Annotated in this window: 23 protein-coding genes, 9 pseudogenes and 1 riboswitch; of the genes and pseudogenes, 20 read left to right on the top strand and 12 right to left on the bottom strand. The window is 39.8% G+C overall.

Annotated features, from left to right (window positions below; all coding sequences use genetic code 11):
• Nucleotides 1-81: 81 nt before the first annotated feature.
• On the bottom strand, nt 82-1,260 hold the full coding sequence (locus HMPREF0493_RS07520) for an ammonium transporter (protein ID WP_006352735.1): 1,179 nt from the start codon (nt 1,258-1,260) through the stop codon (nt 82-84).
• Nucleotides 1,261-1,581: 321 nt separating this feature from the next.
• On the opposite strand from HMPREF0493_RS07520, the pseudogene HMPREF0493_RS09120 reads away from it, so the two are divergent.
• Nucleotides 1,582-1,737: pseudogene (locus HMPREF0493_RS09120) on the top strand (NAD-dependent dehydratase); the annotation flags it as partial.
• Here the strand turns inward: HMPREF0493_RS09120 and HMPREF0493_RS07515 are convergent.
• From HMPREF0493_RS07515 to HMPREF0493_RS09385, 5 genes and pseudogenes are all read right to left on the bottom strand, one after another.
• Nucleotides 1,724-1,999 (bottom strand): annotated as a pseudogene (locus tag HMPREF0493_RS07515) (terminase large subunit); the annotation flags it as partial. The pseudogenes HMPREF0493_RS09120 and HMPREF0493_RS07515 overlap by 14 nt on opposite strands.
• Before the next feature lie 67 nt (nt 2,000-2,066).
• Nucleotides 2,067-2,273, bottom strand: coding sequence for a DUF5049 domain-containing protein (locus HMPREF0493_RS07510; protein ID WP_006352732.1), 207 nt, complete (start codon nt 2,271-2,273; stop codon nt 2,067-2,069).
• Nucleotides 2,274-2,275: 2 nt separating this feature from the next.
• Nucleotides 2,276-2,557 carry a hypothetical protein gene (locus HMPREF0493_RS08870; protein WP_006352731.1) on the bottom strand — a complete coding sequence of 94 codons (282 nt, stop codon included), beginning with the start codon at nt 2,555-2,557 and terminating at the stop codon, nt 2,276-2,278.
• 30 nt (nt 2,558-2,587) lie between these two features.
• Nucleotides 2,588-3,669: pseudogene (locus HMPREF0493_RS08790) on the bottom strand (site-specific DNA-methyltransferase).
• Nucleotides 3,670-4,043: 374 nt separating this feature from the next.
• Nucleotides 4,044-5,111: pseudogene (locus HMPREF0493_RS09385) on the bottom strand (DNA polymerase family A protein); the annotation flags it as partial.
• Between the two features lie 147 nt (nt 5,112-5,258).
• On the opposite strand from HMPREF0493_RS09385, the gene hpt reads away from it, so the two are divergent.
• From hpt to HMPREF0493_RS09280, 6 genes and pseudogenes are all read left to right on the top strand, one after another.
• Nucleotides 5,259-5,795 (top strand): hypoxanthine phosphoribosyltransferase, encoded by a 537-nt coding sequence (hpt, locus tag HMPREF0493_RS07490; RefSeq protein WP_006352727.1) that lies wholly within the window; start codon nt 5,259-5,261, stop codon nt 5,793-5,795.
• A gap of 92 nt (nt 5,796-5,887) precedes the next feature.
• Nucleotides 5,888-7,357 carry an MFS transporter gene (locus HMPREF0493_RS07485; protein ID WP_040457423.1) on the top strand — a complete coding sequence of 490 codons (1,470 nt, stop codon included), beginning with the start codon at nt 5,888-5,890 and terminating at the stop codon, nt 7,355-7,357.
• Nucleotides 7,358-7,455: 98 nt separating this feature from the next.
• The gene (locus HMPREF0493_RS07480) at nt 7,456-8,907 is read left to right on the top strand and encodes an MFS transporter (protein WP_040457448.1); all 1,452 of its coding nucleotides are present in this window, start codon (nt 7,456-7,458) and stop codon (nt 8,905-8,907) included.
• An 11-nt stretch (nt 8,908-8,918) separates the two neighbouring features.
• Complete coding sequence (locus HMPREF0493_RS07475; RefSeq protein WP_040457421.1) at nt 8,919-9,311, top strand: GNAT family N-acetyltransferase; 393 nt, start codon at nt 8,919-8,921, stop codon at nt 9,309-9,311.
• 158 nt (nt 9,312-9,469) lie between these two features.
• Nucleotides 9,470-9,589: pseudogene (locus tag HMPREF0493_RS09285) on the top strand (helix-turn-helix transcriptional regulator); the annotation flags it as partial.
• Nucleotides 9,590-9,619: 30 nt separating this feature from the next.
• Nucleotides 9,620-9,886: a DUF3955 domain-containing protein gene (locus HMPREF0493_RS09280; protein ID WP_338324002.1), complete on the top strand. Its 267-nt coding sequence runs from the start codon at nt 9,620-9,622 to the stop codon at nt 9,884-9,886.
• 68 nt (nt 9,887-9,954) lie between these two features.
• Here the strand turns inward: HMPREF0493_RS09280 and HMPREF0493_RS07465 are convergent, their stop codons facing one another.
• The 3 genes from HMPREF0493_RS07465 to HMPREF0493_RS07455 form a co-directional block, all read right to left on the bottom strand.
• Nucleotides 9,955-11,289 carry a uracil-xanthine permease family protein gene (locus HMPREF0493_RS07465; protein WP_006352722.1) on the bottom strand — a complete coding sequence of 445 codons (1,335 nt, stop codon included), beginning with the start codon at nt 11,287-11,289 and terminating at the stop codon, nt 9,955-9,957.
• A gap of 24 nt (nt 11,290-11,313) precedes the next feature.
• The gene (pyrR, locus tag HMPREF0493_RS07460) at nt 11,314-11,841 is read right to left on the bottom strand and encodes a bifunctional pyr operon transcriptional regulator/uracil phosphoribosyltransferase PyrR (protein WP_006352721.1); all 528 of its coding nucleotides are present in this window, start codon (nt 11,839-11,841) and stop codon (nt 11,314-11,316) included.
• A gap of 236 nt (nt 11,842-12,077) precedes the next feature.
• Nucleotides 12,078-13,280, bottom strand: coding sequence for an MFS transporter (locus HMPREF0493_RS07455; RefSeq protein WP_006352720.1), 1,203 nt, complete (start codon nt 13,278-13,280; stop codon nt 12,078-12,080).
• A gap of 266 nt (nt 13,281-13,546) precedes the next feature.
• Here HMPREF0493_RS07455 and HMPREF0493_RS07450 point away from each other — a divergent pair.
• The 3 pseudogenes from HMPREF0493_RS07450 to HMPREF0493_RS09115 all read left to right on the top strand — a co-directional run.
• Nucleotides 13,547-13,747, top strand: a pseudogene (locus HMPREF0493_RS07450) (ABC transporter ATP-binding protein); the annotation flags it as partial.
• A 34-nt stretch (nt 13,748-13,781) separates the two neighbouring features.
• A riboswitch (TPP riboswitch) is annotated at nt 13,782-13,872 on the top strand.
• A gap of 52 nt (nt 13,873-13,924) precedes the next feature.
• Nucleotides 13,925-14,502: pseudogene (locus tag HMPREF0493_RS07445) on the top strand (ECF transporter S component).
• A gap of 77 nt (nt 14,503-14,579) precedes the next feature.
• Nucleotides 14,580-15,011: pseudogene (locus tag HMPREF0493_RS09115) on the top strand (MFS transporter); the annotation flags it as partial.
• A 21-nt stretch (nt 15,012-15,032) separates the two neighbouring features.
• On the opposite strand, the gene udk reads toward HMPREF0493_RS09115, so the two are convergent.
• Complete coding sequence (udk, locus tag HMPREF0493_RS07440) at nt 15,033-15,668, bottom strand: uridine kinase (protein WP_006352716.1); 636 nt, start codon at nt 15,666-15,668, stop codon at nt 15,033-15,035.
• A 257-nt stretch (nt 15,669-15,925) separates the two neighbouring features.
• Between udk and HMPREF0493_RS07435 the strand changes: the two genes are divergently transcribed.
• The 5 genes from HMPREF0493_RS07435 (at nt 15,926) to HMPREF0493_RS07415 (ending at nt 19,819) form a co-directional block, all read left to right on the top strand.
• A complete protein-coding gene (locus HMPREF0493_RS07435; RefSeq protein ID WP_006352715.1) occupies nt 15,926-16,666 on the top strand; it encodes an amino acid ABC transporter ATP-binding protein in 741 nt (246 codons plus the stop codon).
• An 11-nt stretch (nt 16,667-16,677) separates the two neighbouring features.
• Nucleotides 16,678-17,493, top strand: a complete 816-nt coding sequence (locus HMPREF0493_RS07430) for a transporter substrate-binding domain-containing protein (RefSeq protein ID WP_006352714.1) — start codon at nt 16,678-16,680, stop codon at nt 17,491-17,493.
• Nucleotides 17,493-18,134 carry an amino acid ABC transporter permease gene (locus HMPREF0493_RS07425; protein WP_006352713.1) on the top strand — a complete coding sequence of 214 codons (642 nt, stop codon included), beginning with the start codon at nt 17,493-17,495 and terminating at the stop codon, nt 18,132-18,134. Before HMPREF0493_RS07430 ends, HMPREF0493_RS07425 begins: the two co-directional genes overlap by 1 nt.
• A gap of 17 nt (nt 18,135-18,151) precedes the next feature.
• Nucleotides 18,152-18,811 carry an amino acid ABC transporter permease gene (locus HMPREF0493_RS07420; RefSeq protein ID WP_006352712.1) on the top strand — a complete coding sequence of 220 codons (660 nt, stop codon included), beginning with the start codon at nt 18,152-18,154 and terminating at the stop codon, nt 18,809-18,811.
• Between the two features lie 84 nt (nt 18,812-18,895).
• Entirely contained in the window at nt 18,896-19,819 is a 924-nt protein-coding gene (locus HMPREF0493_RS07415; protein WP_006352711.1) for an alpha/beta hydrolase family protein, read from the top strand.
• A 49-nt stretch (nt 19,820-19,868) separates the two neighbouring features.
• Here the strand turns inward: HMPREF0493_RS07415 and HMPREF0493_RS07410 are convergent, their stop codons facing one another.
• Nucleotides 19,869-21,164 (bottom strand): extracellular solute-binding protein, encoded by a 1,296-nt coding sequence (locus HMPREF0493_RS07410; RefSeq protein ID WP_006352710.1) that lies wholly within the window; start codon nt 21,162-21,164, stop codon nt 19,869-19,871.
• Between the two features lie 173 nt (nt 21,165-21,337).
• Here HMPREF0493_RS07410 and HMPREF0493_RS07405 point away from each other — a divergent pair, with 173 nt between their 5' ends.
• The 5 genes from HMPREF0493_RS07405 to HMPREF0493_RS07385 all read left to right on the top strand — a co-directional run bounded on the left by HMPREF0493_RS07405 (nt 21,338) and on the right by HMPREF0493_RS07385 (nt 25,624).
• Nucleotides 21,338-22,141 (top strand): DUF4931 domain-containing protein, encoded by an 804-nt coding sequence (locus HMPREF0493_RS07405; protein WP_006352709.1) that lies wholly within the window; start codon nt 21,338-21,340, stop codon nt 22,139-22,141.
• Between the two features lie 96 nt (nt 22,142-22,237).
• The gene (rbsK, locus tag HMPREF0493_RS07400; RefSeq protein WP_006352708.1) at nt 22,238-23,158 is read left to right on the top strand and encodes a ribokinase; all 921 of its coding nucleotides are present in this window, start codon (nt 22,238-22,240) and stop codon (nt 23,156-23,158) included.
• Between the two features lies 1 nt (nt 23,159).
• Nucleotides 23,160-23,855, top strand: coding sequence for a ribose-5-phosphate isomerase RpiA (gene rpiA, locus HMPREF0493_RS07395; RefSeq protein ID WP_006352707.1), 696 nt, complete (start codon nt 23,160-23,162; stop codon nt 23,853-23,855).
• A 119-nt stretch (nt 23,856-23,974) separates the two neighbouring features.
• Nucleotides 23,975-24,898, top strand: a complete 924-nt coding sequence (locus HMPREF0493_RS07390) for a nucleoside hydrolase (protein ID WP_006352706.1) — start codon at nt 23,975-23,977, stop codon at nt 24,896-24,898.
• Nucleotides 24,899-25,624, top strand: a complete 726-nt coding sequence (locus HMPREF0493_RS07385) for a GntR family transcriptional regulator (RefSeq protein WP_006352705.1) — start codon at nt 24,899-24,901, stop codon at nt 25,622-25,624.
• Nucleotides 25,625-25,921: 297 nt separating this feature from the next.
• On the opposite strand, the pseudogene HMPREF0493_RS07380 reads toward HMPREF0493_RS07385, so the two are convergent.
• Nucleotides 25,922-26,600 (bottom strand): annotated as a pseudogene (locus HMPREF0493_RS07380) (DeoR/GlpR family DNA-binding transcription regulator).
• Between the last annotated feature and the right edge of the window lie 301 nt (nt 26,601-26,901).

Genomic DNA, 26,901 nt, shown 5'->3' with positions numbered 1-26,901 from the left:
GATTTATTGAAGAAGCCGGTAAAATAAAGATAAGGCACTAGCTTCATGAATTTGGCGCTAGTGCCTTATTTCTATGCATTCTTACTCTGAACCGCGGCAAATTTTCCTGCTGTCAATCGAGACGGGGAGCGCAATCGTCAGGGTCTTGATCAGGATTATATCCATGATAGTGATAAAGGTGATCGTTAACAATGTAACCGCCGTTTGAATGATTAACAGGTGGAAGCCACCGCCGAATAGTAGGCCGTTGGGTACCTGGTCACTGATCTGGTGACTCGCAAAAATACCGGTCGCAATGCTTCCCCAGATGCCGCTGATTCCGTGACAGCCAAATGCGTCAATAACATCATCGATCGCTAAGTGTGGCTTAACCTGGGTAATAAACGATTGGCTGATCATGGCCCCGACCATGCCGATGATCATCGAACCACCTAGTGTAACATAGCCGGCGCTGGGAGTAATGGCGACGAGCCCGGTGACTGCCCCGTTGCAAACACCGGCAAGGGTAACGTGGTTCAACCGGTAGCGGTCCAGCAGCATCCAGGTAACCATTGCCGTTGAGCAGGCAATGGTGGTCGTTAACATGGCCTGAACCGCGGTATCATCCACGGCCAAGGCGGATCCGGCGTTAAAGCCATACCAGCCGATCCACAATAGCGCTGTCCCGATTAGGACCCAGGAAAGGTTGTTGTGGTGGGAGTAAACTTCCTTGCGGCGGCCGACCCATGCGGAAAGGATCAAGGCGGTGATCCCGGAATTGACGTGGACGACCAAGCCACCGGCAAAGTCAACCGCCCCGAGGCTGGCGAGAAAGCCGTGCGGTGCCCAAACCATGTGGACCAGCGGATAGTAGACGAAGATCGACCAGCAGATCGTGAAGATGATTAGGAAGTGAAACCGTCCGTGACCAACCACCGACCCACAAAAGATTGCTGGGGTAATGATTGCAAACATCATAAAAAACATGGCGTAGTCACCGATCGGGATCCCGGTTTTCGTGACTGCGTTAATGGAGACGTTAATCATCAGTATGTTATGCAGGTTGCCGATTATCCCCCAGTGGTTGCCGGAGAACGAGAGGGAGTAACCGACCGTAATCCACAGAATGACGGCCAATCCACACATCATAAAAATAGTGAGCAGCATATTATTGGCATGCCGGTGATTGATTAGACCACCGTAGAAAAATGCTAACCCTGGCGTCATCAGTAACACCAGAATACTAGCAATCATGACGAATAATGTGTTTGTTTGTGACATGTAGACCATCTCCTCGTATTATTGGGAATAATAATACCACCTTTGCACAGCAGTCACAATGGCTTGTGCGAAATACCGTGGAATCATTTGTGTGAAGTGCTTTCACTCTGAAAAATGATTAGTATCTGGGGCAATTTGTTTAAGAATGTATTAGCCGCCTGCCATGCGTTCGCTGTATAGCAGTATTACAATTAAGTAATACCGTAATTATAGGATCGCACCTACACTTGTAAGTGAAATAATCTTTGCGATGAGTAGGTGAAATTAAAATGAAGATCTTTATTGCCGGTGCATCCGGTCACGTTGAAACTAAATTAACGAGTGATTTACTTTACCGCTGGATCGGGCGCCACGGACTTGCTACAGACGGATGCCTTCGGGGCGGTGAAACTGATGCAGGCGGCCGCTAAAAATGGGATCAAGCGTTTCGTAATGTTGAGCGCCCTGTTTTCACTTGAGCCGACGAGATGGCGGCAGCTAGTTCTGATTTACCTTGCTTCTTTGGGATTTCTGCATAGGCAGTATTGAATTGACGATAGCCATCTGGTTTTAGGATTCCAAAGACATCACGAATAATTTTTTCTTGCCAGTCGATGAGGTCAAAAGGCTTACCAGCCCAGGTTCCCTTGGTATGGCATAGGCATTCGATAAATGAAACTGCAAAATCGGCAGCGTCTTTGTTGTAGACCGAATTCTTAGCCATGAACTGAGTGGGTTTATAATCTTTTAGTTTTCGCAAGAGGGCATCACATCCTTTCAGTTGTACTAAAAAAGCACTGAGAATTAACTCAATGCTTGGCTGATGATTAATTAAACTTGCCAGTTAATATCAAATTTACGTACCCGGCACGGTCAGTGGTCAAATAGTCGATCAGATCGTGGCAATTATAGTAGTAAGCGAGTCGTTTTACGTTTTCGACATCAAACATATTTACTTCACCGGTATTGCGAATTTGTAAAACCTGTTGGCGAATACGATCACGTTTGGCTAATTCATCTTTGATTCTGTTCATGACTAAGTCTCCTGGTTCTTAAAAGCAGCCGATCCAGTTAAATTTTTGAGTAGCACTTTCCGTTGTGCCTTGTATTGGGGACCAATAAAACCCAAACGCAGTAAAAAGCAGCGGAAAGCATATTTTTCATTACTTTCATCACGGCGCGTTGACATAATTCGCTGGTGACTCTTTGCGTATCGCACTAACTTATCGACCAATTGTTGATAAGCTGGAGCGTCATCGGTGTTAACTTCGGTGAACCAATCGAAGGTTACTTGTTGGTCATCAATTGTGAGAGGCAACGAGTTCAGTTGGCAAGCGTCTTTGATTAATTATCCTTTTGCCCAGATTAAATGGCGTAGGTTATCTAGATCTTGGTAAGTAAGCTCATTGCGGCGATATGTTATGTTCAACTTGACCGTCTCGCTGGGTGTGAATACCTGTTGCTTAAGATGTGTTACTAATCCAGCAGGAATCTCATCTAGGGATAAAAGATTGCCATCCTTGCCAATCTGTTTGCAAGCAATGAGAGTAGATCCAGAACCACCAGATGTTCTTTACTTTGCTTTGGCCGGTCAAGTTCCCAGATAGTGGATTCTTTCCGACCGGTGTACCATTCGTGTTTGCCAGTTTGTTTCCAGCCATAAAGAACTGGTTCGTGTTGCCATTGATAGGGCGAACGTCCTAGGACTAGGGATTATTTCTTCCAGATACAACAACCAGATAAATAAAAACCAGCATCTTGAAATGCTCGCCAAAAGTTTAATTCCTCAGTATCGGCATGTAAAATATAGATGCTGGCATCATTAGCCATTGCAGTATTCATATTTTGAAAAGCGGCTAGTAAAAATTGGTAAAACTTATCATCATCTTGATGGTCGTTCTTAATCTTGCCGGCTTTGCCTTGATAATCGACATTATAAGGTAGATCGGTAAGGACAAGATTAACTTGATGATCATCAAGTAACTTTTGATAACTCTCTTTTTTCGTGGCATCACCGCACAGTAGGGCATGTCGTCCCAAGTGCCAGAGATCGCCTACCTTAGAGAAAGTTGGCTTATTCAATTCGCTACCCACATCGAAATTGTCGTCATGAGTATCATCTTCGGCAGCAAGCAAGTCAGTCATCAACAAAGCTAACTTATCCTTATCCCAATCACCGCTGATCTTGTTGAGCGCAATGTTCAGCGCTTTTTCTTTCTCTTCGCCTAAGTTGACGACTACACACTCAGCTTCTTTGATTCCTTCATCCTGGAGAATCTTTAATCGCTGGTGTCCACCGACTACGTGACCAGTTTGTTGGTTCCAGATTATTGGATCAACGTAGCCGAACTCTTTCATTGAACGTTTTAACTTTTCGTAGTCGAGATCACCCGGCTGCAGATCCTTACGTGGATTGTAGTCATCGGTCATAATCTTGACTATTTTTTCTAATGAACGATCAGCTGGAGCATCAATCACGGCGAAATCATGAATGTGCATGACAATAGAGTTACTAGTAGCTTCTAAGCGTCGCATTGCTTCAGCTAACAAGTCACGACTGGCTGCTTTGACAATGTTTTCAACGAGCTTTGCCCCATAGGTTTCAATACGGGACCACTTTTTAACAGTGTTAATACCCATAAAGGTAATTGATTCGCTACCAAAACGGTTAGTACCAATCTTGGGTTGTGGGGGTAGCAAAGGTTGCGACCTGACCGTAATCGTAAGAACATACAGCCACTACGATAAATAAACTTCATTCCGTGAGTGGTTTGCGGTAGATGTGTTTTAATGCATTCTTTTGCTGCTCTGTCGATATCCCACCAAAACTGCACTATATGAGGGCTGGCATTACGCCACATTTGTACTAACGGGGGTAATTCTTCCTCGGTTAAACCCAATTTAGTGGCACCCATCGCTTTGAGTGCACCGATGGAACCACCATAGCCTAGTGCAAGCTCAGCAATCTTACCCTTTTGCCGGAGTCCACCATTAACCCATGCTTAACAACGGGAACCCCGAACATCTGACTAGCGGATGCACAGTAGATGTCCTCTAAGTCAGGCATTGAATTTCGAGGAAGGTTTTGTACTTGTACTAAGTGCCCAGCCCACCGGCCAGTCCGATTTGGCACCATAAAATTGCAGGAGTCCATGGACACGACCATCTTGGCACATTGCTTTTTACATTGCCTGATACTTCTTTACACTAGATTTTGATAACAGCTGACGCAGACTTAGAACTTGATGGACCGTACCAGTAGTAGTATGTAAAAGCTGAGTTACTGCAGCCTTCGAGAGCGAATTAGTTTTTACTCCCTGTTGATGAAGCCAATCCTTCAACTGTAATGGTGGGTTGGGATTGGCTAGGCCAGTTAGTTTCTGCGAAACTTGCAAGTATTGATCGTGGAAATTTTTCTGGCATCTGATGGCGTTGTTAACCAGTTGTTGATCAATCCGAATACCACGATCATTGATATCCTGATCCATCCAGTAGTTTCCCCATTCATTTTTTGGAACGGGAAAGCGTTCGAGCTTCTGGGTGATTTCCATTTCAACTTCAACGTCACGTTGGTTGTACTGTTTGAATTGCTGCCATTTGTTAGGTGCATGATAAGGAAAGTTACGTGTGCGCTTTTGCTTAGATTTGGTTGGCTTGCAGGGAGTACAAAAGTAGTGTATGAGTTCTTTCCCAGCCGTAATTTTCTAACGAGAAAGCCCTAAAACAGTACCCACGTCGCGTAATGATAAGGGTAGACCAAGGGTAGCGGACCAGACTCGTGAGCAGTGCCAACCGACTGGCTTTAGGCGATGTCCCACAAAGCGTGATAGGCAAACTCGTTCAAATTGAGCGTTAAAAGCACTCTTAATAATGTCCTTTTTATTTTTAAAAAGACGAACAATTAAATGGATATTATTCTAATAAATCTGTAAAAATATGAATAATTTATCTAAAAGTTATGAAAAAAGTCAATTTATGTGGTAAAATCTGATCATTAATTAATCGAGAGGAAAAAAACAATGAACAACGATATTGAAAAAATTTTATTTAATCAAGAGCAATTAAATAAGAGAATGGACGAGCTGGCTCAGCAACTGGATAAGAAATACAAGGACCAACAGCCAATCGTTATCCCAGTTATGAACGGAGCAATGATTTTTGCTGCGGACATGGTTAAACGCCTCGATTTTAAATTAACCGTTGATCCGATCAAAGCTTCAAGCTATGCTGGAACTAGTTCAACTGGCAAGGTTACTGTCACTCAAGATATTAAGTCAGATGTTAAAGGACGCCCGGTTTTGTTCATGGAAGATATTATTGATACGGGCAGAACCTTGAAGTATTTGTCCGATTTAATGAAAAAGCGTGGTGCTAAGAGCGTCGAAACTTGCTGCATGCTCGACAAGCCAGAAACCAGAGTAGTCGATTTTCACGCTGATTATTTTGGCTTTACGGCACCAAACGCATTTTTAGTTGGCTATGGCTTGGATTATAATGGTCTTTACCGCAATTTGCTTTATATTGGTGTTTTGAAAAAAGAAGTATACAGCAAGTAGGATAAAAGAAGAATTTAGCTTATAATAAAAATGATTCATTAAAACACATGTGTAATACATGTGTTTTCTTTTTTCAAAAAGCGGGGCAAATAATGACTCAAAAGCAGATCAAAATGGTAACCATCGCACTGATGCTGGGAAATGTGATGGCCGGTCTAGATGGAACTATAACCAACACGGCTATTCCAGCAATCGTCTCAAATTTGCATGGGATACAATTCATGGGGTGGATCGTTGCCGTTTACTTGTTAGGGATGTCGGTGTCGATTCCAATCTGGACCAAAATTGGCGAAAAAATTACGAATAAAGCAGCCTTTCAAATTTCTTTGTTGTTGTTTGTTCTTGGTTCGGCGCTTGAAGGCATTGCACCAAATATCTACTTCTTCTTGGTATCAAGAATGATCATGGGAATTGGTGGCGGCGGTATGGGTTCGCTGCCATACATTATTGCTGGCTATGTCTTTAAAAATATTAAACGCAGGACACAAATTTTAGGCTTGCTGACTGCTAGTTTTAACGGTGCTGCAATTCTCGGCCCATTAGTGGGCGGATACTTGATTGATGCCTTATCTTGGCGCTGGGTCTTCTACATCAATATTCCAATTGGGGTTATCGCTTTACTGATTTGTTTAATCTTTTATAAGCCGGTTTCGCCTAAGACTTCACCAGTCTTTGATTTGCCAGGTGCTGGTTTATTGGTTAGCAGCCTAATTTTGTTTTTGCTAGGTATTCAATTGTTGGGGATCACTTCTAACTGGATTGTTGCCTTGTTGATTTTGATTAGTATTGCAGCGACCTTTGCGTTCTTTAAGAGAGAAAAAAGAGCACAAAATCCAATTATTCCGTTAACAATTTTTAAAAAGCATGATCTAAACGGTGATTTCATGCTCTTTGCCTTTACATGGGGAGCATACATTGCCATCAATGCTTATTTGCCAATGTGGGCCCAGGCATTGCTAGGAATGTCGGCTCTAGCTGGTGGGATGACGCTGATACCTAATTCAATTGTAGAAATTACCGCATCGCAGACTGTTGCAACCATTCAAGAGCATGTGCGTACTTTTACCTTGGTGATGATCGGGATTATCACGATGCTGATTTCTTCAGGCGGGATGTTTTTAGCAACGTTGCAGACGCCTCTGTGGCTGTTAACAGTTTTAGCTGCCTTTTCCGGAATCGGAGTTGGCTTTATTTTCGTTGCACTGCAAGTTAAAGTACAGGTTGATGCGGGAATGAAAGATATGCCAACAGCAACGTCTACTTCATATTTGATCAGAATCTTGGCACAAACAATGATGGCCGCGATTTATGGGGTCATCATGAATCTTTCGCTTGAGCACGGAATTGCCAACCATCGAGATATTACGATGAGCACGATGAACAAATTGAGTGACGCGACAACTGCAAAAACATTGCCACAGCATTTGCTTCCAGAAATGAGAGTGATTTTTCATTCAGGAATTAAAGAAATCATGCTTGTATCCTGCATTCTGCTTTTTATTGCCACAGCGCTTAATTTTTATTACAACTGGAAGAAATCTTCCCAAAAATACTTGTCATAATTAGAATTAGCAAGCATAATTATTGATAGAGCATAAAGAGGTTGAGAAAAATGTCTCAATCTTTTTATTTTTGGCATTTTTTAGAAAAGGGTAAGGTTATGACTAAGAAGCAGGTTACCATGGTAACTTATGCGATGATTTTGGCGAATGTCATGGCTGGATTAGATAGTACGATAATCAACACGGCTATTCCGGCTATTATTGCTGATTTGCATGGTATTAAATTTATGGGTTGGATTATTGCACTTATGTTGCTCGGGATGTCGGTTTCAACGCCGATTTGGAGCAAAGTGGGTGAAAAAATCGGCAATAAGGCTGCCTTTGAATTATCTCTGCTTTTATTTGTCTTAGGTTTACTCTTTCAAGGACTTGCTCAAAATATGTATTTCTTTTTAGCTGCCCGGACGGTCATGGGAATCGGAGCCGGTGGTATGGGATCGATTCCGTATATTATGGCGGGGCAGATTTTTACCAATATTAAAAAGAGAACGAAGATCTTGGGCTATATTGGTGCCAGCTTCAGTGTTGCAGCAATTGTTGGTCCATTAGTTGGCGGGTATCTGGTTGACTCCTTTTCATGGCATTGGGTTTTCTATATCAATATTCCAATTGGCTTAATTGCGGCACTGTTGTCTGTTTGCTACTATCGAGATACTGCAGTTAGAGAAAAATCCCACTTTGATCTTTTGGGTTCACTCTTGGTAGTTTGCGGTTTAGTATCATTTTTACTAGGAATTCAGTTGCTGGGGATTGCCAGTCTGCCGATTATTCTTGGCTTGATTATTTTAGGAATTGTCATTCTGATTTTCTTCTTCAAATACGAAATTCATGAAAAGAATCCGGTAATTCCAATTAGCATGTTTAAAAATAGGGCTTTGGTCGGCGATCTGCTTCTTTTTACTTTTACTTGGGGCGCCTTTTTAGCGGTAAATACTTACCTGCCAATGTGGGCACAGGGGCTATTGGGAACCACAGCCTTAATCGGTGGGATGACTCTGATCCCCAACTCAATCGCAGATACAGTTGGTACTTTGGTCGTTAACCCGCTTAAAGAGCGCTTTAACGACCGAACATTAATCTTCATGGCAATTATCTGCATGCTGATTTCTAGCCTCTCAATGGTCCTAATACCGAGCGATACAAGCTTCTGGATAATTACGGCTTTAGCTACTTTTTCTGGCTTTGGTGTAGGTTTTATCTTTGTTTTATTGCAGGTAAAGGTTCAAGTTGATGCGGGTGAGGAAAATATGGCACCTGCAACTTCCTTGTCCTATTTAATTAGAATTTTGGCTCAAACGGTTATGGCTGCGATTTATGGCATAATCATGAATTTAGCCTTAGCTAGAGGCGTGTCAACGAATCATGAAGTAACGATGGGCATGATGAATAAGTTGAGTGATGCCAAGGCAGCGGTTCACTTGCCAATTGAACTGCTGCCAATCATGCGCAATATTTTCTATACTGGATTGCGAGACATTATGTTGTGCTCAACTATTTTATTGATTATTGCGCTGTTTTTAAATTTCCACTATAACCAAAAGAAGAATTAGTTAAAAAGCATATTCTGTTTACGGGCAAGAATGTGCTTTATGATGAAGACAAGTTTTGTGGTATTGCCTATTATGTCATTAGCGATTCAACCGTTTATTTGACTTACTTAGCCGTCAACAAGGATTTGCGAGGTCAAGGCTATGGTACGAAAATATTATCTCTTTTGGAGAAGCAATATCCGGACCAGGCAATTGTGATTGATATTGAGCCGGTTGTGCCAACTGCCAAAAATTATCAGCAGAGAGTGAGTCGTCTCAAATTTTATGAGCGTAATGGCTTCTATCGTACCGATCAAAAATTAAAAGATCAAGATGGAGAGTTTGAAGCTTTGACTACAGGCAAAAAATTTAATAAATCTGGATTTGTTAAAGCTTTAAAGCAGATGAGCTTTGGCTTTTATTAATTTAAAGTAGAAAACTAAAGTGTCAAGCGTCGCTGTCGTCTATGCCAGCGACGCTTTCTTGTTTGACAAAAAGAGTCGACCTAAGATTCTAAATGAGAGGTGAAAAAATGGAATTTAGTGATCAAATTAAGCAGCTGCGCTAAGAAAAGGAATTATCGCAAAGTCAGTTTTCCAGCAAGCTGCGTGTTTCTAGACAAGCCGTTTCTAATTGGGAGAATGACCGTAATTTGCCTGATCTTGAAATGCTGATTGAGATTAGTTCTATTTTTCATATCTCTCTAGATAAATTGATTTTAGGAGACAAGAATATGAACAAGATGACAGAAAAGCTAATCAAAGATATGGATGAAAATCGCAAGGCAAAGTTCAATATGGTTACCATGATTATTGGTTTTGCCATTATGCTAATGGGTGCGTTGTGCCTTTTTATTAAATCCATTTCAGTGGAATATGTTGATAAACAAGGATTTCCGCACGAGAACTTTTCCCTGATACCCATGGATTATCTGTTTGCTTTAGCGGGCTTAATTGTAATTATTACCGGGGAAATTATTTATCTGCACCATAAACATTAAAAGAAATAAGAAAAAAAGAGAGGCAAATTGATTGCCTCCCTTTTTTTGGATATTCAAAATGGGTAATTTTATTGGTAAATTTTACCTTCTTTTTTTTCCTTGTTCTTTTCTTCCAAGGCTTTTTCACTGGCAGATTGTTTTGGCAAAATCCAGTTAAGTATCATACCGATAATGGTTGAAAGAGCAACAGAAGTCAATTGGAAGTTGCCAAGTTGCAAGTAGGCACCACCGATACCGATTACTAAGATAACTGAAGCAATCAGCATGTTGCGTTTTTCACCAAAATCAATCTTGTTATCAACTAGGATCTTCAAACCGTTAGAAGCAATTGTTCCGAAAAGCAGGAATGAAATCCCACCGATTACTGACATTGGAATTGATTCGATGACAGCGGCAAGCTTGCCTACGAAACTGAAGATGATGGCACAAACAGCGGCACCAGCTAAAACGTAAACTGAGTGAACCTTGGTCATTGCCAAGACACCAATGTTTTCACCATAAGAAGTTGTAGGAGGACCACCAATGAAACCAGCAATAATCGTTGACAGACCATCACCCAGCATTGTCCGGTGAAGACCTGGGTCTTTGAAGAAGTCACGCTTGGTCAAGGAATTCAAAACCATAATGTGACCCATGTGTTCAGTCATAGTAACAAAGGAAATTGGAGCCATTGCTAAAATAGCAGCTGGATACCACTTGAAGTGGTAGGAAATACCAGGCACATCAAGTGCTGGCAGTGAGAACCAGGCAGCTTTTTGTACGCCAGAGAAATCAACGATTCCCAGAGCGCAGGAGAGCAAGTAGCCGCAGATGATACCAAGCATGATTGAAACCAAACTAGTGAAGCCTTTAAAGCACATTTGGAAGATCAAAGTCATTACCAAAGTGAAGATTGCGATGCCGAAGTAGGTTAAATCGTATTTTTCATTCTTAAGCATGGCATCGTTAGCAGCAGTTGTAGCCAATGAAAGTCCGATAACTATGATGATTGGACCAACAACGATTGGTGGCAAAACTTTATTTACCCAAGCTGAACCAATTTGGCTGATGATGATTGAAACGACTACGTAAACCAAACCAGCAGCAATCGCACCTTGGGCTACGGCTGGATATCCATCTGTTTTCATTAAAGCTTGCATTGTAGCTACAAAGGCAAAACTTGAACCTAAGTATGCAGGAATCTTGAAGCGAGTGCAAAGCATGTGCACCAGAGTACCAACACCTGAAGATAAAAGAGCGATACTTGGACTAATTCCGATTAAAATCGGTACTAAAACCGTTGAGCCGAACATGGCAAACATGTGCTGCAATGAAAGCAGGACACCTTGCGCAAATTCCGGCTTTTCATAAACATCTAAAATCGCATCCGGATTGCGAAAGTTTTTCATATTATTCTCGTTCATTTTTACTCCCAATTTTGTTAATCATTACTTGATTAAAGAAATTGCATCCTGATCGTCAACTTCGGTTAGCGAAACCTTAACTTGTTCATCGACAGCAGTTGGAATGTTTTTTCCAATAAAATCAGGTCTGATTGGCAATTCGCGGTGACCACGATCAACTAAAATTGCCAGGTTGATTTTGGCAGGGCGACCTTGATCCATTAAAGCATCAAGTGCAGCTCTGATTGTCCGACCGGTGAACAGGACGTCGTCAACTAAAATTACGTTTTTGTCGGTAATATCGAAATCAAGCTGTTGATTATGAATCATGCTCTTTTTTTCATCTTCTGGCAAATCATCACGATACTTGGAAATATCGAGGGCACCTACAGGAATGTCGACGTCTTCCAGGCGTTTTAAATTTCCGGCAATTCTTTGGGCCAGATATAAACCACGAGTTTTAATTCCAATCAAAACCAAGTTTTTGGTTCCTTTGTTGCGTTCGACAATTTCATATGTCATTCGCATCAAAGCACGCTTAATTCCGATTGCGTCAACTATTTGTTTTGACATAACATCTTCCTTTCATGATGATGACCGGAAAAGAAAAAGACCATTCTGGACACTGAGTCTAAGATGGTCTTTCTGGAGCATGCACAAAAAGCATGACTAACGCAGATTTCCTTCTTAGCCTCACGGGACTAAATTTAAAGGTCATCATTCCTATTTGCCTCTTATTTAACTAGCTTTTAATAAATTTGTCAATTACTATTTTAACTTTTGCCTGCAGGATTATTTGTAGTAAAAATTTATCCCATATTTCTAATAACGTTGATTCTAAACAAGATTAAATTCAAAACCACGATTCCGGCAGTTACGATGAAGACCATGCTGTAGCTTGAAAAGCCGGAAATCGTCGATCCCAGAAGCGGTCCAACGATATTACCGATATACATTGCAGACTGATTCCATGAAAAAATTCTTCCTGTAACTTTGCCTGGTGAATTTTTGGTTAGCATAGTTTGCACTTGAGGAAACAGGCAAGCATCGGTAAAGCCAACCAAAAAACGCAGGATACCCAATTCCAAAGTATTTTGCACAAAGGCCGTTAAAAAGAAGAGAATTGTAGCACCAATAAATCCAGCAACGATTATCTTTTGCGTTCCGATTTTATCGCCTAATGCGCCAAAACGTGAAGCAGCTAAGAAGGTTGCAATTCCCGGTAAGGCGGCAATAATGCCTGAAATGAAGACGACATTGCCATGATTGTTCATTAATTGTCTGACATAAAGGGAAACAATTGGATTAATAGAGTTATTTGCTGCTTGAATAATCAATGTAGTAAGCAACAGTCCAGAAATAAGGGCAGGACTCTTAAGTTCATGAATAACGCCGCTTGCTTTGTCCAATTTCTTCTCTGTTACTGGTTTGAATCCCTCTTCATGGACAAAGAAGAGGGAAAGCAAGAAACAGATTAGTAAAAGACCACCAGTGACAAAGAATGTAATCCGATAGCTAAACATTGAGGCTAAGGCTCCACCAACAAAAGGCCCGAGCAAGTTGCCTGCCGTAAAGGAAGATGCCATTGTCCCTAAGGCTTGTCCGGAATTTTGTTTAGGCGTTTCAGTGGCAATCAAGGCATTGGAGTTGGAAACAAAGCCAGCAAAAAATCCCTGCAGCATTCTCAAGAAGAACAGTTGCCAAACATTTGTCACTAATCCCATTGCAGCAAGAACAATCGCCATTCCCAGTGAAGCACGCAAAGTCATCAGCTTGCGTCCTTTTTTATCTGCAAGCTTGCCCCACCAAGGTGATACAACTGCCGAAACAAAATAAATGCCAGAAAAGACAAAGCCGGACCAGAAGTTTAATTGCTGATGAGTAAAAGTCCCTAAAGTGTCAATATAGAGCGGCAAAAACGGCATAACTTCCGAAAAGGCGATTCCAGCGATAAAAACCGCAATTGAGAGCACTAGTAAGTTTCGTTTCCAAATTGGCTTTTTGTTGTTCACGTAAACCCCTCCTTATTTGATAATGCATTTATCTTACTACATAATTTCTAAGAAAATTTAATGAAAATTAAAAGCTACTTGCTTCTTTTTAATAAAAACGAATATTAAATAAATAAAAACCTAAAATGTTAATAAAATGTGTTGAAAGCTATGACGAGCTTTGCTATACTCGATGCATAAATTCAAATAATACGAATTTTAGGGAGAATAAAAATGAAATTTAAGAGATTTATTGTTGGCATCATCTTGCAGGACTTCGTTATGGCAAACCTGATGCTTCAATGGATGCAGTGATTGCTGGCCAAACGAGTTTTGTTATTGCCCACCGCTTAAAGACGATCCTGAATTCAGATAAAATTGAAGTACTGAAAAACGGTACGGTAATTGAAGAAGGCAGCCATGAAAAACTGCTAAAAGAACATGGTTTCTATTATAAGTTGTATACTGATCAAACTGCTTTTGATTAAATACGTTATAATAAAAGAAATGAATTAATGAATAGTAAGTCGCTAGGGGTGCTGTTAAGCTGAGATGATACCCTTTGAACCTGAACAAGATAATACTTGCGCAAGGGAAGTGAAATAATGCAAATAACTTGTACTCCTATTTGGCTTATTAATATTAGCTAGTTAGGAGTATTTTTTATGTTTAAAAGATCATCGAAATGGGATGTTAAAGCAGTTATTTTGGTAGCACTGATTGGAATAATCATGGGCGTAGTCTATACTTATGGATTCAACAATTTGTATAATCTGTCTAAATTAGCGCTTTTGCCCACAGGTTATGCACCAGTGATGGATATGATATTTTCTGGTCTGTGGTTTATGGCAGCACCGCTTGCAATGTATTTTGTTCCCACGGCCGGATCGGGCACAATTGGCGAAGTATTGGCATCTATTGTTGAAATGGCAATTGGCGGGCAATGGGGCGCGCTGACGGTTTTGGAAGGATTGATTCAGGGTGCTGCTAATGAAATAGGTTTTTTCCTAAGAAAAAGCGTTATATCAACTTTTCATGGGCAAGCGTCTTAACTGGTGCCTTTTTTGCCAATCTTGGTGCTTATATTCCACAATATTTCTTGTATGGCTGGTATAAATACAGCTTCAACTTACAAGTTGCAATGTTTATTGCTGGAATTGTTTCTGCCTTACTGTTTGATGGTGTCCTAGTTAAGCTGATTACTAATTTGTTTGATCGAATTTTGAAGCCTGAACTTGCATAAGCGTTTTTTTACTTCTCTCTTTTAGTGCTACGATAGTATAGGTAGAGATAAGCGCTTGCAGTTGCGAAAGGGAGAGGATTTTTTTGACCAGTAAGGAAAAACAAGAGGGAGCGGAGGCTATAAAGAACTGGAACCCGCGTTATAAACGAAATGTCATCATTTACCTTTTGATATATGGCATTTTAGGTGCAGTCACTGGAATTACCAATGATGCAGCTCTTTCTTACTACAAAATTGTTGCACCACAATTAATTTCAAGTTTGAATATTTTTAATGCCGCAACGGCAATCTTGATGTCTTTGATGATTGCCACGGTTCACAAATTGGGTTACCGCAAAATTTTGTTGATTTTGCCACCAATGACGGCAATTTTCATGGCTTTAACGTGTGTTACCAGCAATGAAATTGTGATTATGTTTGCTTATACCATCTCATGGACGGCAATCGAGGTTTATGACTTAATATACCCGTTAATGTGGACTTCTTATGTGCCTGGCAAAATCAGAACTAATAGGCTTTTTTTGTATTCATTATTTGTGGGAAAGAACAGATCTGACTTTCGTTGTCAGCATGTCAATTGCCACATCGTTTTCTCCACCTTCAGGCACGATGATGTCAGCATAGCGCTTGGTAGGCTCAATGAATTGATGATACATCGGCTTAACTGTGCTTAAGTATTGATTGATAACGGAGTCAAGAGAACGGCCGCGCTCCTTCATATCCCGCTCCAATCGTCTGATAAAGCGAATGTCGTCATCAGTGTCGACATATACTTTAATGTCCATCAGATTGCGGATAGCTTCATTGAATAAAACCAGAATCCCTTCCAAAATAATGATATCGGATGGTTCAACATGGATGGTCTTTTCACTGCGAGTATGGGCGGTAAAGTCATAAGTTGGCATTTCAATTGGCTTGCGATGAAGCAGCTGATTGAGCTGATCTTCAAGAAGCGGCATGTCAAAAGCATCTGGATGATCATAATTGATCTTCTTTCTTTCAGCCATTGGAACGCCAGTATTATCTTTATAGTAAGAATCCTGCGTCATAATGGTGATATGGTCATCAGCATTAATTTCATCAGCAATTTCATGTGCGATCGTTGTTTTACCACTCCCTGAACCACCGGCAATGCCGATAATTACAGGTTTATCAAGTTGTGTCATGTTATTCTCCTTTTTTCATTTCAATATCATCTTAACTATAAAGACTGATCATGACAATACTTTGTGCAAAAGAATCGACTGCAAGCAATTGAAGGCCGGATAATTGAGTGTACAAATTTAAAAATGATTAGTAAATAATGAACAATAAGTAGAACGCATCATCAAAATGTTTGGAAATAAATTAAGATTTCTTTTACATTTTCTGAAAAAAAGGTAGAATAATAGTTATATGAATTTAAAGGAAGGGATAAGGACCCATGACACCAATCATTGAATTTAAACATGTTGATAAATATTACGGCAAGTTTCACGCTTTGAAGGATATTAATTTAAAAATTAATGAAGGTGAAGTTGTTTCTATTATTGGACCTTCTGGTTCAGGTAAAAGTACGCTTATTCGTACGATGAATGGTCTGGAAAAGATCAATAAAGGTCAATTGCTGGTTACTGGCTATGATTTGGCTGATAAAAAGACCGATATCAATAAAATTCGTAAAAATGTGGGCATGGTTTTCCAGCACTTTAATTTATACGATAATCACACCGTCCTTGAAAATGTTACTTTAGCCCCAAAGATTGTTTTAAAGCGTCCTGATGATGAAAATAAAAAGATCGCGATGCAATATTTGGAAAAAGTTGGTATGGTCGATAAGATTAACTCTTATCCAAGACAATTATCTGGTGGTCAGAAGCAGCGTGTTGCAATTGCGCGTTCACTTGCAATGAAGCCAAAGGTAATTTTGTTTGATGAACCAACTAGTGCCCTTGACCCTGAAATGATTCAGGATGTGCTTGATGTTATGAGATATGTTGCTGAACAGGGAATTACAATGGTTGTTGTAACTCACGAAATGGGCTTTGCTCGTGAAGTAAGCAATCGTTTGATTTTCTTTGATGCAGGTCATGTTTTGGAAGATCGGAAGCCAGAAGAATTTTTCGCACATCCAAATACCGAACGTGCACGTGAATTCTTAAGCAAAGTCATTTCCAAAGATTAAGGGTGTAAACCATGAAAAAATTAAAAAAGATTATCCTGCTGATGCTAGGATTCATGATGGTTTTTGCCTTGGCAGGTTGTACGAAGAAAAACGATAATACATACGAGCATGTAAAGCAAAGCAAGACGATTGTTTGGGGAATTAGAGCAGATACTCGGTTGTTCGGCTTGACTAATATTAAAACCGGAAAAATCGAAGGTTTTGAAATTGATTTGGCCAAAGCACTTACTAAACAAATGTTAGGCAGCTCTGCTCATGCTGAATTCTTAACGACAACTGCCAACACTAGAATTCCTTTGCTTAAGAATCATAACGTTGATGCTGTTTTGGCAACGATGACTATTACTAAAGAAAGAGCCAAGCAAGTTGATTTTACTAATCCATACTTCCCAGCTGGTTCTTCATTATTGGTTCCAAACAGCAGCAAAATTACTAATGTTAAACAGTTGAATGGCAAGACCGTTTTAGCCGTTAAAGGGACGACGGCGGTTGACGACGTCCATAAATATGCACCTAAAGCTAAAGTGCTTCAATATGATGACTATGGTCAGGCAATGTCGGCTTTGAAAGCTGGACAAGGTGTTGCTTTGACTACTGATAATGGTTTGCTTGCCGGTATTGCTCAAGAAAATCCTGGCTATAAATTGGTTGGTGGCGTTTATACAAATGCTCCATATGGAATTGCCATTAACAAGGGCCAGACACAAATGGTAAATCATTTGAATACTGCGTTAGCTGAACTTAAGAAAAATGGTACCTACAATCGTTTAATCAATAAATGGTTCAAAGGTATTCCAGGCTTTGATGTGAAGGAGTTGTTGAAGTAATGTGGTCGATTCTTACAAACAACTGGTCTAGTTTTCTAACAGGTTTTTGGAATACGATTTTGTGTAGTGTGATTGCCCTAATTTTTAGTTTAATTTTGGGAATTTTCTTTGCTATGCTTGAAGTTGCCCCACCAAAATTTGTACGCATTATTGCACACATCTATATCGAAGTTTTCAGAAATATTCCTTTGTTGGTCATTGTGATGATCTTCTATTTGATTGTTCCGCGCTTTTTCTTTAAGCTCTCTGGTTTTCAATCAGGTACGATTGGCTTAACCTTGTATACTTCCGCATTTATTGCTGAAACGGTTCGCTCAGGTATTAATTCAATCGGTGAGGGCCAAATGGAAGGTGCCCGTTCAAACGGAATGACTTATATACAAGCAATGCGCTATGTTATTTTGCCACAGGCAATGAAAATTGTTATTCCGCCACTAGGCAACCAATTTGTTAACTTAATCAAAAACTCTTCAGTTTTAGCCTTTGTTGCCGGTTTTGATTTAATGTATCAGGCTCAGTTGATTGCCTTTGCGTCTTTTCAAACAATTGACACTTATATTGTAGTTGGCTTGTTCTATTTGGTTTTGACCTTGCCATTAAGCTACTATTTGCGCCACTTAGAGAAGAAACTCGCAAACTAGGATAGGAAGGAAGAAAAATGGAAACTTTTATTCATGCTTATTCATGGGTTGATATCCACTTCTTATTACAAGGTTTGTGGGTAACAATTTATGTTTCGCTGATTTCGATTATTTTAAGTTTTGTCCTGGGATTGATTTTCGGTCTCTTGCGTTATATGAAGATCAAATATGTTTCAGCAATTGTAGGTTTTGTTATTGATATTATTCGTAACTTGCCTTTGCTGCTGATTATTTTCTTTACATATTTCGGTCTGCCAGAATTGGGAATTGTTACCAATCAAACGGCGGCTTCGATTATTGCCTTGGTTATTTTTGAAGGCGCAATGCTGGCTGAGATTGTTCGTAGTGGTATTTCATCAATTGATCCTGGACAAATGGAAGGAGCCCGTTCCAACGGAATGACCTTTGGTCAGGCAATGTATCACGTTGTGATGCCACAGGCTTTGCATAACATGATTCCAGCTTTATTGTCACAGTTTGTTTCCTTAGTTAAGGATACTTCTTTGGCAACGATTATTGTTTTGCCTGAACTTCTTTACCACGCACAAATTATTTATAGTCAAAACACTACGTATATTATTCCAATGTACGTAATTATTGCGGTAATGTACTTCATCGTTTGCTTCTGTTTGTCGATGTTTGCCAGCTACCTGCAAAAACGTTTTAAGATGGACTAAAAAAATACAAATAAATACAAAAGAAAATACTAAGTTGCATGCTAAGATTAAGTAGGTAACTAGTATTTTTTTGCAGGAAAAAAGATGGATATTAATAAACAATTAACTGATCGACAGCGAATTGAATTAACCAAGAAGTCTTACGAAGAACTGAAATTGGGACAAAAAGTTGAAATCGATCATCATTTTATCGGAATTGTCACTAATTCAGTTTATGAAGAAGATGGTTTGCGAGCTTTTGTAATTGCTAATACAAGAGAAATTACTATTCTTTTTAAGGGCTCATACGGTATCGCAAAAGGCAATCCTACCACTTGGAGGGATGAATGGCTGCGAACCAACTTACCGATTTTGGTCGCATTACTGGCCAATGAAAGAAAGATTCCTAGTCAACTAAAAAGTGCGGCTCATCTGCTTAATCAGACTATTCATGAATATAAGGGTGAGCACTTCTACGTTTATGGTCATTCTTTAGGCGCTATCAATGCGCAGTATGCTTTAGCTAATTGTCGTCACCCAGATCGAATTGCCGGGGCATATCTTTATGAAGGAACCAATATCTGGCTTCTGCTGGATCAGAGGCAGCGCCACCGCGTGAATGAGATGAGACAGAAGATTTATAATTATGTTGATATCTATGATCCGGTAACTTTAGGAATTACTGCCAGTCACCATATGATTGGCAAATTGTGCTATGTCGATAGTGAAAAGATGCCACCAATCAAACAGCACTTATGGGGTGGTTATCAATTTGATGAAAATGGCAATGTGAAGCTGCGGGAAGTTGATGACGCCTTTTTGCAGGAAAGCATGAGTGAGCATAAATTGTTGTCCCGTTCAAATGATTTGGCACACTCCGTTGAAAAAATGGGCCAGGCTGGCGAAATACGGCAGCTTGCCAATCGCAAATTTAAAGAGTTGCAGCAGCGTTGGCCAGACAAGCGTGGCTGGTCAAAAATTAATGATTTTTTGAACAAGTCAGGCCCTTTAAAAGATAAAAATGACTAAAAAAGGCTTAGCCTTGAAAAACTAAGTCCTTTTTGTTTACTTTAATATTCTATTGATTCCAAGAACTGTCCAGTTTGCTCTTGCCAGTAGTAATTGCACTGTTCCAGCTTTGCTTTTTAGCAGCTAAAGCGAGGATAAATTGCATATTGGCATTTACTTGGTCATAAGCAGAGGTAGCGTTCTTAGTTACAGGTAAGAAGTATAGATTCTTGGTAGTTTTTGCTAAAATTGCAGGTACCTTGCTGCTTTTATCGGCTTTATAAGTTGATGAATTTAAAACGTCTGAGTTAACAGGCATATAACCGGTTTGTTGAGCCCAGTAAAGTTGAGAAGATTTGCTGGTTAAGAATTTCATATACATGAAGGCGGCTGCCTTTTGAGTAGCAGTAGCGTGACTAAACATGTAAATATCAGTACCTTGTTGAACGTTCAATTTGCTTGGACGTGGTGCAATGCCGTAAGTGTATTTCTTTGAAAGACCTTGCTTAACGTAAGCTTCGTTAGCAGTTGAACCGATAAACATCGCAACTTGAGCGTTGCTGAATGGTGTAGACATGTATTTTTCAGTTCCGGCTTGCATGAAGTAGCCAGCTTTAACGCCATCGGCATAGTAATTAATGACTTTTTTGGAAGTGGAACTAGCAAAGTTAAGATTCTTGTTGAAGCTAACGCCGTTTTCCTTCATTGAAAGCATGTAGTAGTTGTTCAAAGCATCGAAGCCCATGCCCCGAACCTTGTGATTGCTCTTTTCATAGATCTTTTGTGATGCTGTCTTTAATTCTGCCATTGTGGTTGGAACTTTGACACCATATTTGTCAAGCAAAGTCTTGTTGTAGAAAAGCACTTCAACGGACTTGTTAAACGGAACGCCGTATTGAGTTCCACCGATTTTTGCACCGTTCCACAGTCCACTTTGGATCTTGCTGTTCTTATATGAACCCCAACCGATTTTCTTATTTTTAACATAAGGAGTGAGGTTGACCAGCATCTTATTTTTGGCTGCATTATATAGCCAATCTGGATAAGCTTGAGCAATGGTTGGCAAATCTTTTGGCGATTGCAGACCAGAAGTTAACTTGGCTTGCAAGTCAGAATAGTTTCCACCCTGGCTCTGCAACTTAATAGTAATATTCGGATTCTTCTTTTCAAATTCTTTCGTTAATTTCTTTAAGGCACTTTGTGAGGAACCTGTTAATGAATACCAAAAAGTAACAGTTGTCTTCTTAGTAATTTTGGTTGGAATTTTAGTAGATGATGAACTGCTTTGGCTATTTGAGCATGCACTCAAGCCTAATGCAGCTGCTGCTAATGCTGCAACTGCAGCTGCTTTATGAATAAGTTTCATGATAATAACTTAATTCTCCCTTCTTTTTAAAACCTTACAGCGTTCATTTTAGCATAAAAAACGTACTTTTGAAGTGACTATTTAAATTAATGTTCCTATGACAGTTGACAAAATAAAATTAAAATTAAGAATATAAATATTGTGTAGATAAATTTTATTTTTTAGGTGAGAATATGGACAAAAATCCCTTAGTATATAATTATTCAATTGGTAAACGTAAGCCTTACGATTATGATTATGGCAACCGGCAGGGCAATAAGAGTGTAGGCTGTCCTTTCTGTGATGTAGCTCATTTGGAAAATATTTATGATAAAAAGGGCGACATGATCTGGCTCAAGAACAAGTATCCAACTCTACAGGATACTGACCAAACCATTTTAATTGAGTCTAGCGATCACCAAGGGGATGTTTCCACTTATACCCGTGAAGAAAATGAAGAATTAATGGCTTTTGCACTCAAATGTTTTCAAAAAATGAATAATTCTGGCAAATATGAGAGCGTTCTTTGGTATAAGAACTTCGGTCCTAAGTCAGATGGTTCTTTGACTCATCCGCATATGCAGATCGTTGGCTTATATCACAAAGATGGCTACCAGGATATTGAAGCTGGAAACTTTACAGGGTTTGAAGTAGGCAAGTCCGGGGATGTTGAAATGAATTTGTCGGCCTATCCGGTGCAAGGCTATCAAGAAGTTAATATTTTGACGCACCATAATCAAGATTTGAATATCTGGGCAGATTTAATTCAAAAAGGAACGCAGTATGTCCGCTCAGTTTTATCACATGGTGTGGATTCTTATAACTTGTTTTTCTATCCAATCAATGATGGTCAAGGCACATGCTGCAAGATTATTCCACGTTTTTACGCTTCCCCATATTTTGTTGGCTATAAGATTTCTCAAGTTGATGATTCCAATACTCTCAAGTGGGAGGCTAAACGCCTGCATGGGTTTGTAAATGGCGGCATTTTGCTTTAAAGATAAATGGTAAAAGAATGGAAAAGGCACCGATGAAAGTGCTTTTTTTGTTATAATTGACTTGATAAAAATGCTTAATTAAGAGGATTGCATAAGATGAAAAAAATTGTTGTTGTTGGATCAAGCAATGTGGATACAACTTTGCATGTAAAGGATTTTCCTAAACCAGGCGAAACCATCAATGCTTCTGAGGTAACGATGGCTGCTGGTGGAAAAGGAGCTAATCAAGCTGTAGCTGCCGCAAAAAGCGGTGCCGAAACACAATTTATTTCGCGTGTTGGTGAAGACAGTACCGGTGAATTCATGCTTAAGCAGTTGAAAAATTATGGTGTTAGCCTTGAATATATACAAACAACTGCTGGACAAAATACAGGTCATGCTTACATTACCTTAAATGACAATGGTCAAAATGACATTATTATTGATCATGGCGCCAATTATAGTTTGAGCGTTTTAGATATTGATGCTGCAAGCAATTTGCTTGGTGAAGTAGATTGCGTCATTGCTCAGTTTGAAACTCCGCTTGAGGCAACGATTGAGGCTTTTAAATTGGCAAAGCGGCAAGGTGCAGTCACAATCTTAAACCCAGCTCCAGCAATTAAAAATATTCCACAAGAATTGTTGCAGTTAACCGATGTTATCACACCCAATGAGACTGAAAGTGCCGCAATTACTGGGATTGAAATCAATGAAGAGAATGATTTAAAGCTTAGTGCTGCCAAGTTGCATGAAATGGGCGTCAGCAATGTAGTAATCACCTATGGTGACAAAGGTGCTTATATTTCTACTGCCGTTTCTGAAAAATTAGTGCCAGCATTTAAAGTAAGCGCCGTTGACACGACTGCTGCTGGTGATACCTTCCTTGGATTTTTGGCTGGCAATTTAAATAAGGATTTAACCAATATTGAACAGGCTGCAGTAATCGCCAGTCGAGCATCCTCAATTGCCGTTCAGCGTTTGGGAGCTCAGCCTTCAATTCCAACAGCAAAAGAAGTTAAAGATTTAATGGAGAAATAAAATGGACAAAAAGCAACAAGATCAGTTAAAAAAAGAAGCAGCCACTAAGGCAGCCGAAATTGTTAAGCCGGGTTCGGTTTTAGGCGTTGGAACCGGTTCAACCGTTGCCTTCTTTATCGATGCCTTGGGACAGAGAAAAGAAAAAGAGGGCTTCACTTTAAAGCATATCGTCACCACTTCCAACCGTAGCAAGAAGCAGCTTGAAGGGCTTGGCTTCAAAGTAGACGAACTGGCCGATATTGATCAAGTCGATTTGACGGTAGACGGTGCCGACAGAGTGGCTGATAATTTGGACGGCATCAAAGGCGGCGGTGGTGCATTGACTTTGGAGAAAAACGTCGCCATCAATTCCAAGAAGATTATTTGGATTGTCGATGAATCAAAATTAGTTCATCGTTTGGGCGGCTTCCCGCTTCCAGTGGAAGTATTGCCAATTTCCTGTGAACAAAACTTCAGAAAGTTCGAGCAGGAAGGATTAAAGCCGCAATGGCGCAAGGATGAAAACGGCAAGCGCTACGTAACGCACTATGGCAACTACATCATTGATTTGGCCGCTGATCCGGTACCAGCACCACATGGATTGGCTGACTATTTGGATCATACGGTGGGCGTAGTTGAACACGGCTTGTTCTTGGACATGTGCGATGAAGTGATCATTGCTCACAGTGATGGCAGCATCGAAGACAAGAGAAAATAAATTATAAAGATTGAAAAGGAATGGTTGCCCATTCCTTTTTTATTTGAATAAAAACAACAAGTCCAGTCGAGTTTTGGTATGATTAACTTACACGAATAAATGCTGAAAGGACGATTTAAATGACAAAACAGCCATTAATTATTTCTACAGATCCCGGAATTGACGATATTGCTGCCATGACTATCAGCTTGTTTGCTTCTGAGTTTGATGTCAAAATGCTGGTGCCAACTTGGGGCAATGTTGCACTAGAATATACTCTGCAGAATACTTTAAATTTAGAAGAATTTTTGCATACAAAAGTTCCGGTAGTTGCAGGTGCAAATCAACCACTAGTCGCACCAATGATTTCTGCCGCTTCGGTTCACGGCAAGACTGGGGTCGCAGGTTATGATTTTCCTGAGGCAAATGAGCAGTTGCTTGTCCCAGGTCTGGCTGCAACCCTTATGCACAATGCCATTATGGATAGTCCTAAAAAGGTAACTTTGCTCGGCATTGGACCGTTAACAGATTTTGCGCTTTTAATAAAACAATATCCAAACGTTGTAGAAAATATTGCTCAAATCGTAATCATGGGTGGCAATATTGGACGCGGCAATCACAGTCCACTTGCAGAATATAATATTGCTGGCGACCCAGAAGCCGCTCAAGTGGTTTTCCACAGCGGGGTTGAAATTAAGGTAGCTCCTTTGGAAATTGGCAATAAAACTCACATTACGCCGCAACAAATGGAAGAAATTAAAAATTGCGGTGAGGTTGGCAAGATGCTGTACGGCTTGTTTTCGCATATTAAAGAACCAGATGGCGATCCAAGAATTAAGATTTTCGATCCAACCGCAGTAGCACTGATTCTTTGTCCTGAGGCTTTTGTGATAAAAAAGGCGAGAGTAGAGATTGAACTTGCCGGTCGTTTTACTTATGGAGCAAGCGTAATTGATTTTATGAGTGGTCAGCCGAATGCCGAAGTGGCAGTTGATGTTGATCTTGAGAAATTTAGTCGCTGGTTTACTAATAGTATTAACCAAGCAGATCAAGGAATAAAATAAATGGCAGATTATGTTTATCGCAGCGTGATGCACGATTTAAAGCACAAAATTTTGAGTAATAGTTTTAATGGGATGCGCCTTCCTGATGAACGGACTTTAGCTCAGACTTATCAAGTAAGTCGTTCTTCAATGAAGCGGGCGTTAGCGCTGCTGGCTGATCAGGGAATTGTTTTTAAAAAACGCGGCAGCGGCACATTTATCAATCCGCTGTATTTGAAAAACCAAGCATTATTTCGCTATGAAGGATCAAACTTGGGACTGACAGATAGTTTTAAAGTTCCAGGCAAAAAGCAGCAAATTAAATTGCTGGATTTTCATGTTATTAAGGCTCCCAAGGAGATTGCCCAGGACCTGTTTCTGAATGAAAATGATTTTGTCTATGAATTTAAACGTCTGCGTTTGCTAGATAAGCAGCCTTTCCTAATTGAGCGCGGCTATTTGCCGATCAAGATTATGCCGGAACTAAAACCAGAAACCTTGCAGCAGTCTTTGTTTAATTATTTGGAAGATGAACAGAATAAAACAGTAACGAAATCCTTTTTGAATATTACTGTTGAGCCATCAAACAAAGAAGATCAAGAAAAAATGAAGTTGAAGTCAACAGAACCTGTAGGGGTAATGGAAGGGATTTTCTTCTTGGATGATGGGACGCCATTTGAAGTTTCTAATATGCGCGTTCATTATCATTACATGCGGTTTAATACTTTCGTCAATTTAAATCGTTAAAAAAGAGTGCAAACCATGTGCGGCTTGCACTCTTTTTATATTCATCGTAATTAGAACAGGTCTTTAGAAAGGCATGAACTGTTTGGCATCATTCAGGGGACTGGTGTAAACATAGCTCAAGCTTACCCGCTTTGTTTTTAAATTCAATTCGTTCATCAGCTTTTGCTGCTGACTCGTTAACGGCAAATGCTTCATGGCCATACATATTGCCAAAAAAGCTATCATAAAATTTTTGCAATAATTGATAAACTTCATCGGTTTCTTTTTTGCTGATTAGGATTAAATTTGTTAAAGAGACTAAGCATAACTATCCTTCCTCATCACCGGAATAATTTGCGTCCGTTCAGTAAACGCATTTCTAAATTCAGTAGGAATTGGCGTGTCAGTAATGACGACATCAATTTTGCTCAATGGAGCTGATAAGTAAGGGGAAGAATTAGATACCATCTTGACAAACTTTGGATGTTCCGATAAAAGCTGCGCTTCAACGCAGCTTTTTTATTTGCTCTAGAGCATCAGATGAAGCAAGATAATGATCTTTTTTATAGAGCTTGCCACCTAAAATCGTTACACCAGGAAGTGGAGAATTCATCAAAGCAAAAGCATTATCAACTGAATTAGTGACAACTTGTAAATCAATGCCAGCAATCATATGGCAAAGCTGCTCCAAGGTTGTCGAAGGAGCGATAAAGTCTAACTGCCCAGGATGAATAAAACGCTTGGTTTTTCTAGCCATTTTTTCTTTAAGCGGGGGATTGAATTTGACTTCTGACTAAGAAGTCTGGAACGGTATTATGTTCAAGCTCCATCAAACCGCCGTGAATACGAACGGCTTGACCGCTTGAAGTTAATCACAATACATCGCGTCTTGCTGTATCAAAGGCGACGCTAAAATGTTCAGCTAGTTTTCGTGTAGAAAGCCGATGCTGCTTTTTAGCATTTCTTTAATTTCTAGCAAACGTTCTTTTTGAGTCATTTTTCTTCCTCCATCTCAAAGGCTAACAGCTTTTCAAAAAGTTATTTAGTTTAGTAAGCATTTTAGCAGTATTAAATAAGCATTATTAAGCATATCGCAAAGCAAACACTTAGCCCAAAAATGATAAATGCTTTTATAACAATCTTTTAAGCGTGACAGCAGAAATAAAGCACTTATCATAATTGGAAGGTACCAATTTAAAAAATAGTTGAACTTTTGCTAGAAATTGGTATTATATAGTCGTAGTCAAAATATCAATATAAATGTATCAGCTTTTCAAAATTATTTAAAAGGAGAAGAA

Source organism: Lactobacillus amylolyticus DSM 11664, from assembly GCF_000178475.1.
Classification (GTDB): domain Bacteria; phylum Bacillota; class Bacilli; order Lactobacillales; family Lactobacillaceae; genus Lactobacillus; species Lactobacillus amylolyticus.
This window is presented reverse-complemented; position numbering and strand designations above follow the sequence as displayed.